General features: G+C 54.4%; 15 protein-coding genes. 10 read left to right on the plus strand and 5 right to left on the minus strand.

From position 1 onward, the window contains the following. Positions 1-21: 21 nt before the first annotated feature. The 3 genes from ROO76_04375 to ROO76_04385 form a co-directional block, all read right to left on the minus strand. The gene (locus ROO76_04375) at positions 22-1560 is read right to left on the minus strand and encodes a sodium:solute symporter (GenBank protein MDT8067382.1); all 1539 of its coding nucleotides are present in this window, start codon (positions 1558-1560) and stop codon (positions 22-24) included. Between the two features lie 90 nt (positions 1561-1650). Continuing rightward, complete coding sequence (locus ROO76_04380) at positions 1651-4083, minus strand: SUMF1/EgtB/PvdO family nonheme iron enzyme (GenBank protein MDT8067383.1); 2433 nt, start codon at positions 4081-4083, stop codon at positions 1651-1653. Between the two features lie 90 nt (positions 4084-4173). Further along, entirely contained in the window at positions 4174-6888 is a 2715-nt protein-coding gene (locus tag ROO76_04385; protein MDT8067384.1) for a TonB-dependent receptor, read from the minus strand. 557 nt (positions 6889-7445) lie between these two features. Between ROO76_04385 and ROO76_04390 the strand changes: the two genes are divergently transcribed. The 8 genes from ROO76_04390 to ROO76_04425 all read left to right on the plus strand — a co-directional run bounded on the left by ROO76_04390 (position 7446) and on the right by ROO76_04425 (position 16441). Beyond that, positions 7446-8282 (plus strand): IclR family transcriptional regulator, encoded by an 837-nt coding sequence (locus tag ROO76_04390; GenBank protein ID MDT8067385.1) that lies wholly within the window; start codon positions 7446-7448, stop codon positions 8280-8282. Further along, the gene (locus ROO76_04395) at positions 8279-9445 is read left to right on the plus strand and encodes a mandelate racemase/muconate lactonizing enzyme family protein (protein ID MDT8067386.1); all 1167 of its coding nucleotides are present in this window, start codon (positions 8279-8281) and stop codon (positions 9443-9445) included. Before ROO76_04390 ends, ROO76_04395 begins: the two co-directional genes overlap by 4 nt. 43 nt (positions 9446-9488) lie before the next feature. After that, positions 9489-10457, plus strand: a complete 969-nt coding sequence (locus ROO76_04400) for an aldo/keto reductase (protein MDT8067387.1) — start codon at positions 9489-9491, stop codon at positions 10455-10457. Positions 10458-10462: 5 nt separating this feature from the next. Then, positions 10463-11692 (plus strand): four-carbon acid sugar kinase family protein, encoded by a 1230-nt coding sequence (locus ROO76_04405; GenBank protein MDT8067388.1) that lies wholly within the window; start codon positions 10463-10465, stop codon positions 11690-11692. Then, positions 11689-12651, plus strand: a complete 963-nt coding sequence (gene pdxA / locus ROO76_04410) for a 4-hydroxythreonine-4-phosphate dehydrogenase PdxA (GenBank protein ID MDT8067389.1) — start codon at positions 11689-11691, stop codon at positions 12649-12651. Before ROO76_04405 ends, pdxA begins: the two co-directional genes overlap by 4 nt. A gap of 37 nt (positions 12652-12688) precedes the next feature. Further along, entirely contained in the window at positions 12689-13633 is a 945-nt protein-coding gene (locus ROO76_04415) for a dihydrodipicolinate synthase family protein (GenBank protein MDT8067390.1), read from the plus strand. A 3-nt stretch (positions 13634-13636) separates the two neighbouring features. Next, complete coding sequence (locus tag ROO76_04420; GenBank protein ID MDT8067391.1) at positions 13637-15079, plus strand: aldehyde dehydrogenase family protein; 1443 nt, start codon at positions 13637-13639, stop codon at positions 15077-15079. A 447-nt stretch (positions 15080-15526) separates the two neighbouring features. Beyond that, positions 15527-16441 (plus strand): YihY/virulence factor BrkB family protein, encoded by a 915-nt coding sequence (locus ROO76_04425; GenBank protein ID MDT8067392.1) that lies wholly within the window; start codon positions 15527-15529, stop codon positions 16439-16441. 142 nt (positions 16442-16583) lie between these two features. Here the strand turns inward: ROO76_04425 and ROO76_04430 are convergent, their stop codons facing one another. Further along, positions 16584-17543 (minus strand): beta/gamma crystallin domain-containing protein, encoded by a 960-nt coding sequence (locus ROO76_04430; protein MDT8067393.1) that lies wholly within the window; start codon positions 17541-17543, stop codon positions 16584-16586. A gap of 405 nt (positions 17544-17948) precedes the next feature. Here ROO76_04430 and ROO76_04435 point away from each other — a divergent pair, with 405 nt between their 5' ends. Further along, complete coding sequence (locus ROO76_04435) at positions 17949-18098, plus strand: lmo0937 family membrane protein (GenBank protein MDT8067394.1); 150 nt, start codon at positions 17949-17951, stop codon at positions 18096-18098. Between the two features lie 139 nt (positions 18099-18237). Beyond that, positions 18238-18651 (plus strand): hypothetical protein, encoded by a 414-nt coding sequence (locus ROO76_04440; GenBank protein ID MDT8067395.1) that lies wholly within the window; start codon positions 18238-18240, stop codon positions 18649-18651. Between the two features lie 102 nt (positions 18652-18753). Here ROO76_04440 and ROO76_04445 read toward each other — a convergent pair whose 3' ends face one another. Next, positions 18754-20163 carry a tannase/feruloyl esterase family alpha/beta hydrolase gene (locus tag ROO76_04445; protein ID MDT8067396.1) on the minus strand — a complete coding sequence of 470 codons (1410 nt, stop codon included), beginning with the start codon at positions 20161-20163 and terminating at the stop codon, positions 18754-18756. Positions 20164-20309: the final 146 nt, after the last annotated feature.

Raw genomic sequence — 20309 nt, forward strand, 5'->3', positions numbered from 1 at the left:
GCTACTGCGTTAACATCACGATCAGCCTTCCGCCTCCGCTTGGGAGGCGCTCCCTTGCAATTCTTGATCCCTTCTCATCTTTACCTGATCTAGCCAGCCCCAGACCGTCATGCTGCGTTTCTTCTCGTCTGCTTCGGAGAACACAAAGGCTGCGAAGTATCCAACCCCGAGCAACACGATGTTGCCTATCACGCCGATCATGTACTCGTGTAGAGGGAAGTTCCACGTCCCCAAGTCGACCATCTTTCCGCCCTTCATGGTCAGGGTCGCCCATGCTGTGAATACGAGGCTGGCAATGATCCCTATGTAAGCGCTTTTTCGACCGGCACGGATGCTCAAGAACGCTAGCAGGAAAAGTCCGGCCAGTCCCCCGGCCACAATCGCAGAAATAGCGTAGTACAAAGCGAGTGCGGTTCCCTTCGTATGCGCCAACCGAATCGCGATGATTACTGTAAGCAGTCCGAAGATTGCGACAAATGCTTTTGCTGCTTTCAGGCGCTCAGGATCCGTACACTGTGGACGCACCTTGCGGTAAAAATCCTCCACCGCGACCACGGAGAGGGCATTCAAATCTGAAGACAGGCTCGACATAGCCGCGCCAAAAAGTGTAGCGAGGAACAAGCCCGCAAGGCCAACGGGCACGTGGGTGGTCAGGAAGTGCGGAAAGACCTGATCCGATTTGGTGATATAGCTCGGAAGTTTTTCGCCGGTAATGTGGTAGAAGGACCAAAGCAGTGTCCCGATGAACATGAACAACGTCCAAGCTGGAATACACAATGACGCCCCGAGAGCAATACCACGCAGCGCACCACGATCGCTTTTGGCAACTAAATAGCGTTGCACTACAGTCTGGTCAGCACTGTATTTCTGGAGGTAGAAGAAAAATCCGTATAGCGACAAGACAATTATTGTTGGCCGGCTGAACGCAAAATCTGTGCTTCCAAAACTGAACTTGTGATTCTGTGCCGCGACCGCAAGCACATGCGCCGGACCACCCGGCGGCAAGAAAAGCAGGAACCCTATGGAAACAAGTACGCCAGTCCAAAGAACGAAGCCCTGGATGACATCAGCCCAAATAACGGCCTCGATCCCTCCGATGAGCGTGTAAAAGACTGTCACCGCGCCGGCCACCATGATCACGCGGTCAACATTCCAGCCAGACATGCTGCTGACAGTCAAAGAAAGGAGATAAAAGACAAAGCCCATTTTAGAGAAGTGCCCTGCCGCAAATGCTATCGACGAATAGACCCTCGCAAAATAGCCGAACCGGCGCTCGAAATATTCATAGGCGCTCATCCGAACGACATGTCGGAAGAACGGTATCAACACAGCACCAACAATCATCAGTACTATGACGACCATGGCTCCGGGAACCAGCAACGACCAGTTCCCGGCATAGCCCGAACCCGGGTATGCGATGAACGTGACGCTCGTGATGATTGTGGCTACGAGCGACATCCCCATCGCCCAAGCGGGAACGGAACGCTTCGCGACGAAATAGGTTTCCGTGTCCCGCTGCCGCCTCGCGAATCGCACTCCCACGAGAGCGAGAATGATCATGTATCCGATAATGATGGCGGCATCGACCCAGCGAAGACTAGGCAAGCTGTCCCCCGCGTTTATGAATTGCAACAGCGACAATATTACCGATCATCGAATCGCCTCAACTGGAGAGGCGTTCTGCAATTGACCGTTCTCAAATTCCGATTGGCTGATAATGCGACCGGACGGATCCCATGCCGTCGCCGGACCGCTTGCCTGTTGGCCATTCCAGTGGGACTCCTGCTTCATCTTCCCATTGGGCCAGTACTGCCTCCAAATAGCAGCACCGTCTTCCTGACGCTGCCACTCCCAAACCTTATTTCCGTCAGGGGCCCAATAAGTTTCGTCTCCCACTTTCTTTCCATTCCTGTAGTTCACTTCGTATTGCTTTTTCCCATTCTCGTAATACCAGGTTTCAGGTCCATGAAGCAGGTACCTGCCGCTCGCGTCAACTATTCCGGTCCATTTCGCCTGCAGCCGGCCATCGGGATAAGACTGTGTTCCGTGCAGCACTTTCGTACTCGCTTCTGTTTCTGGAATTGTCGTCGGTCTGTCATCGTTAGACATAATCCAAGCCTCGTTCAGTTCGAATTCAAGAGAGGGTTGAGTCATGGTGGAGATCAGGTGAATCAGGCCATTCGGAGCCTGTCTTGCAACCGCGTAGCCGATGGTTCCGTAGTCGTCGTAATAGTGGCTCCAATTCGGCCGATTGCGATAGAGCGCCGCTTCGTGCGGCAGTGTGTGGGGGAGGGTCTTGATATGCCAAGTCTTACCGTCGTCCCTCGAGAGCGCAACGTAAACTCCGTGATGCGTGATTCCTTGCGGTTGCTTTCCCTTACGGTCCTGCCAATCCGCCGCGAGGAACAGATTGCCGTCAGCAAGGCGGATAAGAGCTGGCCGCTGATTACTCGAAAGAGCTGGAAACGGTGTCTTGAAGGGCGCTCCCCACGTCTTGCCGCCATCCCGAGAAATCACGGCGGGCATATAACCATCTATGTCCGTGTTCTTGCCGCCGAGCCCAAGGATACTGCCGTCCTTGAGAACGACAAATGCTGTATGCCGTCCGGCCGTCCGTCCTCCAGTGTCATACCAGGTTCTTCCGTCATCGCGACTCGCCCACAGGAGAGAGTGCCCACCCACCGCATCGCTGGCGACGTACATCGTCCCATCTGAGGTTCTAAATGCATTCGTGATCGGCTGCGGGGAGAAACCTCCAACCGGGCCTGACAGTAACGGAAATGAGATTTCCGACCAGGTTGCACCATTATCCTTCGAAGTTTGCCACCGGAATGGAACACCCGCTAAGCCAACTCCGCCAGTAAAGAGCTGCAACTTATTTCCGTCATTCCACAACAGTGCTGTTTGATCGTTAACGTCAGCAAAGTCGTAGAAGACGTCTGGCATGTCCCACTCGTCAGAGCCAAACCTTAACCGCGTTGCGATGAGAAGCACGTTGGGAAGATACTCTGTCTCCGGAGTCGGTGCGGCGAACGCGATGTAGAGAAGATCGCCATTGGGACAAACGACAACTCCCGGAGAATGAATGTGCCCTAGAATTCCTGGGTCCAACCCCGCTGCCTTGATTGCGTCTGGAAGTGCATTGTCGGGCGGGATCGGAAGAATTGGACGAATGTGGAACCAGGGACGCTTCGCACTCGGACCGTCCGATACAGGAGGGTCTTTTTGCTTCACGAACTGCGACCACAAGCGCGGCTGGACCGGCGTCGGCTTTGTCGTGGGTTCAGGACCTTCAACAATGCGAAACCCGACCATGTGCAGCCCCTGATATTGTGGCGCAACACTCGCGCGATTCGCTGAGCGCCGATAATAGGGCGCAAGGCCATTCAGTTCCTGGTGTTCCCCAGAACCGCTCGGACCCATGATCCCGCCACCTCTTACAACACGCCCCACTCCGTCGGCAGGGCCAACTGGATCGGTCTGTGCCTCGTAAGAGTACGGACCGTACCAGTCCGCAACCCATTCCAAGGCGTCAGTATTCATGTTCTCGATGCCAAAAGCATTTGGTTCTCCGCTCTTAGGGATCGTGTTGCTGTTTCCGAATAACCCTGTCCCGCCGGCACGTGCAACGTATTCCCATTCGGCTTCAGTTGGTAGACGGTAGTGACGGTGCTCCTTCTCGCTTAACCATTTACAGAATGCCTCAGCGTCATACCAGCTAACACCCGTTACGTACGGTGGAAAGCGCCCCGCCTCCTGGTAATCCATGCGAAATTTTTCGTACTCTGCTGCGGTTATCTCAGTCTGGGAAATGTAGAACGGGTGTGAAATCGTGACCTGGTGAACTGGTTGCTCGTCGTAGTCACCGTGCGTCAGCATCTCGAACTGACCAAGCTTTCTCGGGTCGGTCGGGAGAGAGTTTCCCATTGCGAACGTGCCCGCCGGAATCCGGATCATCTTTATCCCGATGGAATTGACGTACTCTGGGACGTTGTTCTCGCGAGTTTGAGTGCTCTTACTCCTCGCGCTTACCGACGCAGGAGCGACAAGCAGCAGAATCAAGACAGGCCAAAAAGAGCGCATGAGACAGTTCCCCAGTTGTTTATTGGATCATCACAGCGGGTGACGAAGGCTGACCCGAAAAATGGGGGAACGGATCAGCCTTCATCATCGTCAGAAGGACAATCTTGCGCCGACTTGGATCTGCCGGTTGGTTGCCGACGTCAGCTGACCGAAACTGCCCTTGTTGATTTGCGTTACCAGTCCCGTCGGTGTTACGGCGAAGTTGGGATGATTGAACGCGTCGAGGAGATCCGCATGCAACATGAACCGTACCCGCTCCGTAATCGAGAAGGACTTACGAACGGTGGTGTCGTAGTTCCAGAAACCAGGTCCCCAAATCCCATTGCGCCGAATCGTTCCCGGAACCGACTGCGCACCGCTCGCTTGCACGATTGTGTCATTGTTCGTGCAAGTGACGCCCGATGGGCAGGTTGGTGCAGCGAAAGCTGCCGGGTTGAGGTACTGCAGATTCGGGGTGCTTCGCCAGTTGGAGTTATAGGGATTCCCAATGAGATCAGGACGATCACTTGGGTACGACGAATTCGGATTCAGTATGTTCCACGGTGTACCGCTGTGAATCATGACAATGCCCGACCATTCCCACCCGCCCATGACTAGTTTTCCAGCTCGATTGCTCGTCAAAAAATGAGGCGTCGGAACGTCGTACACGTAGTTGAATGTGAACATGTTGGGAACGTCGTACGGTGTCGGTCCAATATCCCCACGAAGATTGTTGTTGTCCTGGGGCGGGTTCTGCAAAAGGAGATCGGCGTCACCATAGGATTCGTTGTACTCGCGAGTGTAGCTTGCGTTAAACATCAAACCGCGCGAAAACTGCTTGCTCAACGACACCTGCAGGCTGTGGTAGGTACTCGAATCCTTGGGGGTGTAATAGCGGAACTGGCTGAACGTCGGAACCGGAGCCACACCCGTGAGCCGATCGGGTAGATTCTTGATTTCTACCATGTTCAGCTTCAGGCCACGTGAACCGACATACGACACACTCAGGCCCATGTGGTACGGGAGTTCGCGTTCGACACCGAGCATCCACTGGATGCTGTATGGATTCGGGAAATTCGGATCGATCGCAGTGTTAGCAAACTCTGAGGAGAGGACTCCAGAGCTTTGCAGATTTGCCAGAATGTTTGAGTACTGGTCACGTGTGACCGGGTACTGCAGTCCGGCCGCGATCGCCTGGTCGCGATTCAGATAAATCCGGAACGGCACATTTGCAGCGGCCTGCACCTCTTCGATAGGTCCACCAAAGATTGGGTGGGGACCGACAAAGACACCACTGCCACCACGGATCACCGTCTTACGATCGCTGCCAAGCCCCCACGAAAATCCGAGACGAGGACTGAAGTTGTTGAAATCGGCCTTGTACATCGAGTCGGCCGGACGAAATGGACCGAAGCCTGGTCCCAGTTGTGGATTGTTCGGGTCCACACCGCGATCGAAAATTCGATTGTGTGCTTCCTTCGGAACCGTGAAGTAGTCGTATCGGAGCCCAAGGTTGAGGGTCAGATTGCTGGTTACCTTGAAATCGTCTTGTATGTAGCCGCCAATCTGATAGGTGTAGATTTCGAATTTCGGCAGGTCGAACGTGATCACGACCTGGCTGGGGATGTTGTTAAGGAAATCCGACAAATCTGAATAGGACAGCGTAGTCGTATTCAAGTCGAGACGTCCGGCATTCTGGCGCTGCAAGATTCCACCGAACTCGATTGTGTGTCGCCCCTTGTTGATAGCAATCGATTCTTCGCCAGAATACGTTGACCCAATCTTGTCGAAGGTCTCTGCACCCTGGGAGTCGAACCCGAACTTCACTTGTTCGAGATCTTGACCGAAGCCGAGGTCTTGACGGTCAAGCCTCAAACGGTTGTAGCCAAACCTCGTGGAGGACGTCCAGTTTGAGTGCCCCGTATGTATGAGGCTGGCATTGAGTTCATCGCTATGTCCCGTCGTTGCACGCGGGTCTACGAGCGTGATGTTGGGCCTGTTGAGATAGGGACGCGAGCGGATATAACGAAGCGTCACAATGTTCGACTGACTTGGGTAGAAATCAAAACGTGCAACTCCGTTGCCGTCGTTCTGCACTGTCGAGCCGGCACGCGTGACCTGCGCCGTCAATGCTGTGGGGTCTCCGGCGGGTTGCGTCACCCCCGGGAAAGCCTGAAAGACCTGCGAATAGACAGACGGCGAGATGCTGATCAGATATGGCGTTGGCACGTCATCCGTAACTGCCCGGAAGGCCCTGAGCTTTGCGCCCTGATAGCTGCCGAAGAAAAACAGACGGTTCTTAATGATCGGACCACCAATTGAGCCGCCGTATTGATTGAACGTAGAGCGATGTTTCGTCGGGAGAAACCAGTTGCGGGCGTCCATAGCGCTGACGTCGTTTATTTCAAAGAGGTCGCCTCGGAAATTGTTCGTGCCGCCCTTGGTGATGACGTTAACGTTCCCCGACATCGTCCCACCGGAACTCGCAGGCGCAATCCCCTTCGTGACGCTAACTTCGGAGATCGCGTCATTGTTAACGGAATTGATTATGTTAGGTGACTGGTAAAACCCAAACGCCGGCAGCTCCGGGTCGTTTGACGCATTGGTACCATCGACGGTGATGTTGAATGCAGCGGTCGCCAGTCCGTTGAAGCTGAGCCCGGCACCATTGCCGTTGTTCGTTTCCGTCGTTCCCGTGTGCTGGGTCAATAGCGCGGTCCAATCCTGTTTGGGCAGGGGAAGATCCTGGACCTGTTGGTTACTCACAGTGTCGAGTTGCTGAGCGCTCTCCGTATCAATTAATGGCTGCTCGCCGGTCACTGTCACGGATTGCCCTTCAGCTTGGATTTTAAGAGGGAATTGCAGAGCAATCTTTTGTCCTGCTGAGAGCTGCAATCCTGTCTGGGTTTGAGGCTGAAATCCTTTCGCTGTAACTGAAAGCGAATAGGTCCCCACCGGCAGGAAATTGAAGGTGAACGCCCCTTGAGAGTCGCTCGTGGTTGTACCAGTCAATCCTGTCAGCTCATTTTTGAAAGAAACGGCCGCTCCCGGAATCTCAGCACCGCTTGAATCCACCACTGTTCCGTGCACGTCGGCAGTGTTGACTTGAGCCCACCCCGTAAGTGCAACAACAAGCAACAGTACTAAACAGGCAATGCGTGTAGCTCGCATACAATCACCTTCAATTGAAGTTTTGTAAAAAACCTGAAATCGAAACACCCCAGCACGGTCGGGCATTATGTTGCCGATAATTTTCAATGTCAATAACAATTTTCAATTTCTTCAATAATTTTCATTTTTCAGAGATTCTGCTCAGAATAGATGTATAGTACGTGTAATTCCGCACTGTATATGCGGATCCTGCTTTGATGGAGTCTGCGAGCGTGACGAAGAAACCAGCAGCGAACATCCAGCGGCGGCGGCGGCCCAAATCGTTCCTACCCTCGGGCGATTCCAACGGAGAACGGTACCACTCCAAGGCCATCGGGCGTGCGCTCGACATCCTGGACTGTTTCCACGATCCAGAGGCCAGCCTGAATCTGAAGGAGATCAGCGATATCACGCGCCTCTCTGTCTCCTCTTTGTTCCGCGTGCTGGTGACTCTGGAAGTCCACGGATACCTGCAAAAAAACGAAGATGGTACATATCTGCTTTCTTCCAAAGTTCTCTTTGGGCGCCTGCGAGAACGTGCCGAGCACATCCGCGATATCGCACATCCATTCCTGGAGGCGCTGGCACGGAATTTCAACGAAACTGCCAGTATGGCGTACCTGTTCGACGATCACATCCAGGTACTGGACTCGGTGGACAGCTACCATGAGATCCGCCACAGCAACCGTATCGGTCGTGTGTTGCCGCCCCACTGCAGTTCGATGGGAAAAGCGATAACAGCATTTCAAAAACCGGCTCGTGCGGACCTCATACTCGAGGGATACGGATTATTTCCACGCACCTCCAAAACAATTGTCGACCGTCACATCCTGCATAAAGAGTTCGAAAAGATCCGTCAGCAGGGGTACGCATTCGACCGTGGTGAAGCGGTTGAAGGCGGTATCTGTGTGGGCGTTCCGATCGTTTTGGAATCTGGCTCTGTTTGTGCGGCGGTCAGCCTTTCAGTTCCGGTAATCCGCATGAACGAGACTCGCGAGAAAGAAGTGATCCAGGGGGTGCTCGCGACCGCTGCTCAGATCGGGAAAGCCATCCAAAGGGCTGCCCGATGAGAATCACCCAGATCGTCGAGGAAACGGTTCCCATCCGCTCCGAAATGGCGAACGCTGTTATCAGCTTTAAGGAGATGACAGCCTCAGCTGTTGCGATCGCGACTGACGTCATGCGGGATGGGCACCGTGTCACTGGATACGGGTTTAGTTCGAACGGACGATATGGCCAAAGCGGGATCCTGCAAAGCCGCATGATTCCCCGCCTGCTTGCAGCGCCAGAGAGCGCGTTGCTTGACGACATGGGTTCCAATTTCGACCCGGAACGATGTTGGCGCGTAATGATGCGCAACGAGAAACCGGGCGGTCATGGGGAACGCAGCGTCGCTGTCGGCGCTCTCGACATGGCCTTGTGGGACATCGTTGCAAAAATCGAAGGCAAGCCTCTGTTCCGGACTCTCGCCGACCGGTATCGCGGAGGCAAAGCTGACCGCGATGTCTGGGTGTATGCGGCCGGCGGTTATTACTACAGCACACGCGGGCTCGACGCTCTGAAGGACGAGATGAAGAGCTACCTCGGCATGGGCTACGACACCGTAAAGATGAAGATTGGCGGCGCATCCCTTCCCGAGGACCTGGAGCGAATCGAAGCTGTACTATCGGTATTGGGAGAAGGCCAGACGCTGGCGGTTGACGCCAATGGTCGCTTCGACACGAAAACCGCTATTGAGTATGGTCGCGCGCTCGACGGCTACGGTCTGCAATGGTACGAAGAGCCGGGTGATCCGCTCGACTTCGAGCTCTTGAAGAGCGTTGCGCAAAGCTGCCGCACACCATTGGCAACCGGTGAAAATCTCTTTTCTTTTCAGGACGCCCGCAACCTCATCCGATATGGTGGTCTCGACCCTAAGACTAGTGTTCTCCAGATAGACCCTGCACTCAGCTACGGCCTCGTTGAATACTTACGGATTCTCGGGATGCTCGCCGAACTCGGTTGGTCCTCCAGAACGTGTATTCCGCATGGTGGTCATCAGCTTACATTGCACATCGCGGCAGGCTTGGGGCTCGGCGGAAATGAATCTTATCCCGGAATCTTTCAGCCGTTCGGAGGCTTTGCCGATCGTGAGCGCGTTCAGCAGGGACGTGTGCGACTTCCAGAAGAACCAGGAATCGGCATCGAGTTGAAAAGCGAGTTGTATAAGTTGTTCCGGAGGATGGCGGCCTAGGTTTAGGCTTCGATTTCCTGCGTCATTGCGTTTGGTGGGGTAAATGGAACTACGACTGTTAAGTGGAACCGACCTGAACGTGTCGCGACTGTGTTTTGGCACGATGACCTTCGGCAATCCTGTGGAGACTTCCACGGCTTGCGAGATGGTGAGCCGGTGCATCGATGCCGGGATTAATTTCTTCGATACCGCGAATGTTTATCAGCAGGGCATTTCGGAGTCGATGCTCGGCGATGCCCTGAAACGACGCCGGCACCGTGTCATTCTCGCGAGTAAAGTCCGCGGCGCGATGGGTCCGGCGCCCGACCAAAGCGGCCTCTCCAAAGCTTCGATCATGCGAGCGATCGAGGAGTCCTTGCGGCGCCTGCAAACCGACTACCTGGATGTCTACTATCTGCACCAACCGGACTACGAGGTGCCGATCGAGGAAACGCTCGAGGCATTGCAGCGACTGGTAAATGACGGCAAGGTGCGCTGGGTCGCGACGTCTAATTATGCAAGCTGGCAAGTCTGCGAGATGTTGACCCTCGCCAGAGATCACAACTACAAGCCCGCAGTCATTGCGCAACAGATGTACAACCTGATTGCACGCGGTCTGGAACAGGAGTTCGTTCCTTTCGCCTGCAAAAACGATGTCTCGATCATCGCGTATAACCCATTGGCGGGCGGGTTGCTCACTGGAAAACATTCTGGGTCTCACTTCACGCCGGGAACCAGATTCGCGGACAACCGTATGTATCAGGACCGGTATTGGCACGAACAGAACTTCGAAGCCGTCGCTGGACTTATGAATATCGCGGAACAGTGCGGACGTTCGCTGCTCAGTCTCGCATTCAGCTGGCTGCTCCATCACACCTCTGTGCAATGTGTCATTCTCGGGGCTTCCCGCCTCGAACAGTTGGAGCAGAACCTCGCCGCATGCGAACAAGGCCCTCTCTCGCCTGACACTCTGCGAGTTTGCGATGAGGTCTGGAACCGTCTACGTGGGCCAGTGCCCGTGTACAACCGGTAGAAACCATGCCGAAGCTGTTGATCATCGCCGACGACCTTACGGGCGCAATCGATACCGGCGCGCAGTTCGCGGAGCAACAAATCTCGACGCTCATCCTTCCAGAACTGTCGAAAGACGAAGAAGGCCCATTCGATTGCGAAGTTCTCGTAATCAACACAGAGACGCGTCATTGCACCCCTTCCAATGCAGCAGACGCCGTGTTATGCGCCGCAGCTTTCGGACAGAAGCACGGAATTCAGCATTTCTACAAAAAGACCGACTCGACACTGCGCGGCAACCTGGGAGCCGAGTTCCAGGCCCTGATGAATGCCACTCGAGAAAAGAGGCTGTTCTTCGTTCCCGCATTTCCCCGGCTACAGCGCGTGACGCGCAAAGGCAGGCAGTACGTAAATGGCGTAGAACTGCACAGGTCGGAGTTCGGCAACGATCCATTGAATCCAATACTGACTTCGGATATATCGATTTTGTTAGAACAGCAGGCACAACTTCCAACACACCTTTTGGCTGCAGATCCTAACGACGTCTCCGAGCTCACGGACGAGGGCGTCTACATTTTCGACTGCGAGAGCGAGGCCGACATTCGCTCGATTGCGGCAACTCTGCACAAAGTAAGACCCCTCACCAATCTCGCTGGGTCTGCGGGGTTCGCTCCTTCGCTGAAAGATTTGCTGCAATTGAATGCCTCCATACCGAAGGCAGTTCTCGATGTCGCGGCACGCACATTGGTAGTGAACGGAAGCCTTAACCCGGTAGCGCGGCGCCAGCTGACCTTCGCTGCTCGCAATGGGTTCATCATTACGCAGATAAATCCAAGCGAGTTGGTGCGAGATGGCGCATCTGGCGAGATGGCCAGGGCAAAAATTACAGAGAATATCCTTCAAACAATGCGCTCGGAAAAAACTGTGATTCTCACCACGGATGCCGATTTCTGTTCGTCAGATGGGGTGACCGCGATGCTCGCGATTGCGAACCGAGTTGGAGAGCTTGCGAGCGCAATAGTGTCCAAAGCCGGCCCTTTGTTGCTGATTGTCTTTGGAGGCGACACTTTGTCCTCGATCACGAGAAGCCTGCATTGCAAACGAATCATACCCATGGCGGAAGTGCTGCCTGGAATCGCGTTGTCACGACTTGAAACTCGAGAGAGTCGGCTGTTCGTTGTTTCGAAGGCGGGGGGATTCGGGGCAGAGGATATTTTGCCCGTCATTTTGGAGTCGTTAAGGAGATTTCAGCAATGATTGCGATAACAATGGGCGATAGCAGCGGCGTTGGCCCGGAGATTGTGCTTCATTCGTTCGCCAAAGGCGAACTTCCGCGAGAATTCATTGTTGTCGGCGACCTCAGCGTTCTCAATCTCTGCAATGACATGCTGCACTACCGAGTTCCGCTCCATCGTGTCTCCGATTCGCTCACTCTTAAGCCCGATTCGCTCAACGTTTACGACCTGGAAATGCTGAAAGCGGAGGACCTTCGCCCCGGAGAGATATCGAGGCTGTCAGGACAAGCGGCGCTGCGTTACGTCGAGGTGGCGACTCGGATGGCGCTGGACGGAAATGTAGATGCAGTTGTGACGCTGCCCGTCAATAAGGAAGCTTCACGTTTGACTGAACCCGACTTTACCGGCCACACCGAATATATTGCCAAGCTATGCGGCAAGCAGCGCAGCACGCTGATGCTGGCATCTCCAAAGGCAATCGTCAGCCATGTAACAACCCACGTGTCGCTACGGAAAGCAATTGATCTGATTCGGAAACAACGTGTTCTGGATACTGTTCGGGTAACGAGCGAAGTAGTACCCAGGCTAAGGAACAGCAACCGAATCGCGGTTGCAGGTTTGAATCCCCATGCTGGGGAGAATGGTTCTTTTGGGCGTGAGGACCTCGACGAAATACGTCCCGCCATTATCGAGGCTCAAGAAGAAGGAATCGATGTTCGTGGACCTTTTCCTCCTGACACAATCTTCATGGACCTACTCAAGGGCCGATACGACGCAATCGTTTGCATGTATCACGACCAGGGACACATTCCAATGAAAATTCTCGATTTTGAGGGGGCAACAAATGTGACTCTCGGCTTACCCGTGATCCGTACATCGGTCGATCACGGAACCGCATTCGACATTGCTTACAAGGGCATTGCGTTTACAAGCAGCCTACGCGATGCCGCGCAGATGGCGCTGAAACTCGCAGGCAAATAAGCGGCCTTCTTCTCAGATTCCGGACAAACGGTCCTCTATGAAACCTAAGTATCCTCTGAGCGGTGTCGTGGTGAGCCTTAATACGCCGTTCGATTGGTCCGGCAAGATCGACTTTGAATCCATGGCTCGCTCCATCGAGATGCACCTGCGCGAAGGCGCTTCGGGATTCCTCGCCCCAGCTCACGCGGGTGAGGTCACAGCGCTGACAATAGATGAGCGAATCGAGATCATTCGGTTTGTTCGGCAATGTATCGGGACTCGCGCTGAGTTCATTGCTTGCGCAACAACTGGAACGCAAGAAGGGAGTTCTACAATCATCCGAGCTGCATTGAAAGCCGAGTGCCAGTCAGTACTCGTTGAAATTCCGAAAAAGTATCGCTCGGACCGGAATGCGGCGATCCAATTCTGTCGTTCGATCGCGCAGATCGGGGCGCCGATGCTCGCCATTCAAGATCTGGATTGGGATGGATTTGGCTTACCGGTGGAATGGATTCTGGAACTCTTTGAAGTGGTCGACTCGTTCCGATGCTTGAAAGTGGAAGTGCGTCCCGCCGGCCCCAAGTATACCCAAGTAATAGAGGCGACAAGTGGTCAGTTGACAGTGGCGGGTGGCTGGGCTGCCGACCAAATGATTGAGGCGCTTGATCGCGGCGTCGATATTTTCATGCCTACCGCAATGACTCGAATGTACTCGCTCATAGTCAGCAATCATCGCGCTAAAAATCGCGAAGACGCCGTAAGAGCGTTTCACACGATCCTTCCAGTGCTGGCTTTCACCCGCCAGCACCTCGACATTTCGATCCAGTTCTATAAGCAGCTATTTGTTCGTCGTGGCATATTCTCCACGCCCGCGACCCGCAAAACGTGCTTACCATATGACGGCTATCACCAGCGCTACGGTGAGGAGCTAATTGAGTATCTCGGACGAGTGGAGGCCGCGATACTAAACCGGCAGACCGTAGCCACTAAGTTGACCAGGTGAAACATGGAGACGACGAAGAATGCGGCAATTCATTACCCTTTTTGGCTGAATGGAGAGTGGATTTCCGACGGCAAAGCAACCGAAATACGCGCACCTTATAACGGCGAACTGATTGGCACTGTGAGCTGCGGATCCCGCCAACATGCAGAGCTTGCACTCGATGCGGCGGTGCGGGCTTTCGAGCAAACCAGGAGGCTTCCATCATATGAGCGCCAGCGGATACTCGCGACGACCGCTCGCCTGCTCAGCGAACGAAAGGAAGAATTTGCGCAAGTCCTGGCGAGAGAATCGGGAAAACCGATTAAGATAGCCCGCTTTGAGGTCGAACGAACCGTATTCACTCTTCAGGTGTCGAGCGAAGAGGCTACGCGGATTGGCGGGGAGGTACTTCCTCTCGATCTGCTTCCCTCAACCAGAGGGAGGTGGGGAATTATTCGGCGCTTTCCCGTCGGTCCGGTAATTGCGATTGCGGCGTTCAATTTTCCCCTGATCCTCGCTGCCCATAAGATTGGTCCAGCCATTGCTGCCGGCTGCAGTGTGATTTTGAAACCGCCGCCGCAGGATCCGATTACCACTCTAATGCTCGCCAAACTGTTCGAAGAGGCTGGAACTCCTGCCGGAGCCATAAACGTGCTCCCACTCGCAAATGAGGATGCCTCACTTCTGGTCCAAGACACCCGGGCACGAATGCTTACGTTCACAGGCTCTATTACCGTTGGTTGGGAGTTACGAAACATAGCAGGACGCAAGAGAGTTCTCTTGGAACTGGGCGGAAACGCTGCCGCGATCGTGCACAGAGACGCTGATCTCGAATACGCTGCACAACGATGCGCAACAGGCGCGTTCTCCTACGCTGGGCAGAGCTGCGTTTCAGTGCAGCGAATTTTCGTGCATCGCGACGTCCAGGAGACGTTCATGCAAGAGTTGATTGCGGCGGTGCAGCAACTGCGGGTTGGCGATCCTCTGGATGAAGCTACAGACGTAGGTCCTATGATTCGTGAGAGGGATGCAGTGCGGGCGCTTGACTGGGTGCAGGAAGCGATTTCCGGCGGAGCTCGTTTGCTCTGCGGTGGGCAACGGAAGGCGTCTCTTTTACAGCCTACCGTGCTCACAGGGACATCGCCGAGGATGCGTGTGAATTGTCAGGAAATCTTTGCCCCCGTTGTGACTGTCGAACCGTACGGCGACTTTGAGAGTGCACTTCACCAGGTCAATGATTCTCCTTTCGGTCTCCAGACGGGGCTATTCACTCGTGACGCAAGTTTGATCTTCCGTGCCTATGAAGAACTCAACGTGGGCGGTGTCATTGCCGGAGATATCCCGACATGGCGCATCGACCACATGCCCTATGGCGGCGTAAAAGACTCGGGAACTGGCCGAGAAGGCGTTCGCTATACCATCCAAGAGATGACCGAAATGAAGCTCCTCGTCATGAACATCGCATAGGAGAATTCCTTGCCGAGTGCCGGTACGATCTGTACCCCATGTCTCCGGTACAAACTGTTACCTATGTCTCGGACCGCTCAGCGCGGGCCCTCGAACCACTCGAAAGAACGTTCGGCTCAAAACTGTTACCTGTATAGCCGTCTTGCGGGAGATGCCGAAACGGTCGGGCTAGGAAGACTGTTCACAATTGACAGTCTTCCGGGAATTATCCCTTCCCGAGCAGACGCTACTTACGGCTACGCATTTGCAATGTGTTCATTTCTATACAGAAACTCCCCTCTTCGCTGACTATCATTTTAGTTTGGGTAATCGCTCTTTGGTCCGAAGTGCTGGGATAACGGGATTGGCTACGGCAATGCGCTGTGTCATTCGACGTCTACCTATTGGGTTCGCAATCGTGATCGGCCCCTGAGGACCCTATGGAATGAAACGTTTTGAGGTGACTCGATGCGCACATCAAACGTGAAAGCCGCATGGCCGACAATTAGAAGATCGCTGATAACCATCTACTCCGATGTTTACGACGAACATCTCTTCGTCTTTGCCGCCGGCTTGTCGTACTATTTCGTACTCTCACTGTTCCCGCTGTTGATTTCGATGGCGTCGTTACTCGGGTATGTCCCCATCCCTCACCTGTTTGAGGGCTTCCTGAGCTTGATGGCCAAGCTTGTCCCAGGCGATGGAATGAGCTTAGTGCGTAACATCGTGTCCGACGTCACCCTGAGGCACAGACACTTCTTTACGCTCGGATTAATCTTCACGCTGTGGACAGTTTCGAGCGGATTCGCTGCCATTATCGACGGCCTCGATGTCGTTTATCGGGTTCACGAAACGCGGGGCGTTTGGAAGACACGCCCCATCGCGCTCGGACTGACATTGGTTGCGGGCTCCCTGTTACTCGTGGCGGTGGGACTGATGGTCGAGGGGACATACTTTGGAGTCTGGCTTACAGGTAGATATGGCCTGAATCCTGCCATACTTGCTGCCTGGCACTATCTCCGTTGGGGCATAGCTGTCGCCCTTTCGGTACTCGCAGTTGACCTGCTATACCATTTCGGTCCAAATGTGAAGCAGCGCTTCCGGGATAGCCTAGCCGGGGCGATTATTGCCGTCATGATTTGGGTTGGACTGTCATACCTGTTGGGTACTTACTTCCGACACTTCGAAAGCCTTGACAAGACTTATGGACCGCTGGGTGCCGCCATAGGCTTGTACCTCTGGTTCTACCTTTCCGGTTTTGCGATCCTGATTGGGGGCGAAATTAACTTCTTACTCAACGAAGTTAGAAATCGCAGAGTTCCCCATTCATTCACATCCACGCGTGACCAGATCAACAACCTGAAGAATGCCGCTAGGTCTTGAAGAAGGTCGGACAGATCATGAGAATGATTCGAGAGATAGATCAGAAGGTTTCCCGTTCGGCATCTTCCCTGGTTCCTGGCCTACCGAACAAACAACGACCCCGTCCGCAATGGGACGGGATCGAGGCTAGCTCACACAACTTCTAGCGGACTTGAAATTCGGCCGAGCAGCCGTTAGCAACCCAGAGACGGCCATCGTCGATACCCCAAGTGACGTTCTTGCGGCATGTCCCAGACGAATTAATCATGTAGGCCTCGCTGGCATAACCTGGAGTGCCGCAGTAACGCTGCCGTTCCCCGGGTTGCGAATTGCATCGGACCAGGTTGCGATCATAGCCTTGACGGCGATCGTCGTTAACATTATCGCGATAGCCCCCAACATTGTCCCAGCGCTGGCCCCGGCCCGGCGAGTCCACTCGCAAGGAAGATATTCGGCCACCCCAGTTCTTTGAGGGATCATCGGGAATCCTCCACGCACGCAAGTCGGCAACGTCGCGACTTGTGCGAGCAGCGGCACCGGAGAAGTTGTTGTCGTTGAACATCTGGACCTCCGAGTCGCCGATGACACGGATGGACTGGATGCGATCGTTGAATCCAGACGGGAGATTGTTAATTGCCTGGCCGCGATCAATGCAAAAGCTGCGGCCGCGGAAATTAGTGTCATCGAAGAAGCAGGCTCCCGTCCCACTCCTGGCTTGTCCATTGCCCCAACTGTAATTCCAGTCACGATTGCGTCCTTCGGACTGGCTCACCTGCAATGATGAGATGCGTTCGGCCCAATTGCGACCAGGATCATTCGACATCGGCAACATACGGAGATCCGGGACGTCGCTGCGCAGCGCTGCGTTTGCACCCGCATAGCGGTCGTCATTGTAGATCATCACTTGTCCATTGCCCTGGATGCGAATGGAACGGATGGCGTCCTTGAAGCCAGAAGGCAGAACTTCGAGTGATTCACCAGCCTGGACGCAGAAGAACATCCCACGATAGTTGGTGTCGCGATAGAAACATGCACCGTTACGCGGAACACTTTGAGCTGTACATAGGGCGGCGGTCAACAAGAATAGGAGGAACGGAAGTCTGACCATCCATATGATTTTCATCGTGATCTCTCCTTCACACTGCGTTGTAGAAACTGTTCGGAGCAATCCGGGAACGGAGCCTCGATGAAATTGGCGCTGGAAACGCTTGGTCGTCGCCAGGTGCGCCGCTTCGCTTTGGCCCGCACGAAACGGCCTGACTGAACCCCGACTTTAGGAAGTCTGACAGTCAAAGCTCGAGCAGTCTGTTCAAAACAGAACACAACTGCGCCGATTACTTTCGGGTGGGAGGTTGATGAAGCCGAACACAGGCGGCGAACCGGGCGGCCGCGTCACCGAGCAGGGGACAAATAGACAATGCGAAGAGTGAGCAATCCTGAACAGTCCTGCCGTCTCGTCAAGACATATTATTCAAGGCTGGAAGTAATCGTCGCACGGCTTCTCGTCCGAGAAGCCCGGGAGGTAGGTATGCTCTGGACAATTTTCGTGATTCTTCTGATTCTTTGGCTCCTAGGGTTCAGCTTTCACGTGGGCGGAGCGCTGATCCACCTGTTGATTGTCCTGGCGGTAATCGTCCTCGTCTTTAACTTGTTAAGGGGGCGCCGAGGAACGGCGTAGGGAACCCGGGCGGCCTCCCAATCTGCGAGCTAAGCTCAGTCATTGCGGTCACCAATGCGCCGAGTTGGACGGCACATCGTTTAGCGTCCGGTCGGACCAATCCGGCCTTAGAATCGGCCACCAAAGCGGGGGGGCGAAAATGAGAAACAGATTGATACTCTGCCTGGTCTTGCTGGTTGCCGGATTCTTAGCAGGCTTTGTTCCGCAGTACCTGAAATCACAGCGCCGTGCTGCGGAACTCACAACGGCCGAGCAGCAGTTGGCCTCGTGCCGAGTGGAAACACAACTGTCCCAACTGAGAGACACAGCGGCAATGATGTACCTTGAAGCGACGCGAAAGAATTACGGACTTGCGCAAGAACATTCTCGACGTTTCTTCGACCAGCTCCAGCAGGTCACCGCTCAAACTACTGATCCAGCAGTCAAGACAACCCTGGATGGCGTTCTCAAACTGCGCGATCCAATTACTGCAACACTTGCAAAGGGTGATGCCGCTGTGCTTTCGGACCTTCAGCTGGTCCTGACCAGCATCCAGGCGGGGACGAAACGTTAGCCACCGTCCATCGGAAAAGGCAGATTCGATCAGCACGAAAGTCTCGCGAGAAAGAGCTGCAAGTCCGATCGGGTGGACAGGTGTTTCGACCTGTCAGGGCGCTCAACGGCATTCGAAGTTGTTCGCATCCTGGACATCACCGAATCCCTTATATTGTGCATGCTTAGGATAGGGGCACAGGGGACGACTGCGTCCAGGAAAGGCTTTGCCCGTTGCCACAACTGATTTCGGCGTTGCGCCTTTTTCTACCCAGTCCACCATCGCACTCAGTAAATCAAACTGATCCAATCCCGGGCCGCCGCCGCAATGGGACATTCCTGGGACGAAATAAAACTGGCCCCACTTCGACACTGCATCGAGTCCGCCATTGGCCGCTGTCATGTCTCTGAAATAGCCGAACGTATCGAGTGGCGAAAACCATGGGTCGCTGTCGCCGTGGTAGAAGATGAGTTTCCCACCGTGAGCAGCAAAAGTCGTTAGGTTCGTGGACATCGAATCAACGAGCGGCTGGCCAGCCGCCAGCGCTTCTTTCTCTACGTCGACGGCCATCGCAGTTGTAGCTGGTCCAAAGATTCCCGGTCCCGGGGAGAGAATTCCACGGATCGGACCAACGGCAGTGATTCCAGTGTCGTACAGGAACCCAGGATATACCTGGACGCCCTCAGACGTCTTTGGACCACCCATAGCCTTCTTGATCGCTGCAACTTTTCCGCTGCTCAGGCAAGATTCTGTGTTCTCTCCCTTGCACGTCAGTTCTGCCGGATCGAAATCGCAGTCGAGTGGATCGGAAATCATGCCGTCGACCAGGCCATCTTTGGCATCGCACCTTTTCAGGAGCGCATCGACGACCAATTTCCGATCATCGTCTGTAATGGACTGAGAAATGATGGGCTTTCCATCATTGTCTTTTGGCGCGATCTGGTTAAATGCAATGGGAATCCATTTTCCGATCGCCAAGTTGGAGAAGCCGGTGCGCATCGCAGGGTCCCCAGAAATGATGCCGTCGAAAAGCCTCGGATAGCGCTGCGAAAGAATCATTCCTTCACGGCCGCCCGTGGAACACCCCGCGAAATAAGAATAACGAGCAGGTCTGCCGTAATGCTGTGAGATTAGTTGCTTCGCAAGCTCTGCCACTTGGGCATTTGCAAGATATGCAAAATCCAGATAGGCCTGCTGGTCCCGCATGAAGTCAAAATCGAATGGGCCTCGGTGGCTTTTGTGACCGGTATCTGTGCTGACCACAGCGAATCCCCGGAGGAGTGCTGGCGTACTACCAGCGGCGACGAGCCCAAGCGGCGGCAGCACAACGCCATTTCCCCCGCCTCCACCCTGCATGAGGAAGTCGCCATTCCATGTATCCGGCATCGCCAAAGCGAAATTGATCCCGAACTCCTCACCCCCAACGCCGGTTCGGCGATTGATTACACCATCCACCCGGCAATATGCGGGAAGAGCTGCGCTGTGACCTTGGCCCCATGGATTGGGCTCGGTGGAACCTGCCGCTATCGGCACAGCTTTCGTGATCTCAACGCCGGAACTCTTGAATTGTCTTAGGGCAGAGCATGATTTTGCCTGCTGTGCCCAAGAGCAAGTGGACAACCATAAAACTGTTCCAGCAGCAACCCAAAGAAAGCGGAGATGCATAACGCCTCTCTTTT

Source organism: Terriglobia bacterium (genome assembly GCA_032252755.1).
Lineage (GTDB): Bacteria > Acidobacteriota > Terriglobia > Terriglobales > Acidobacteriaceae > JAVUPY01.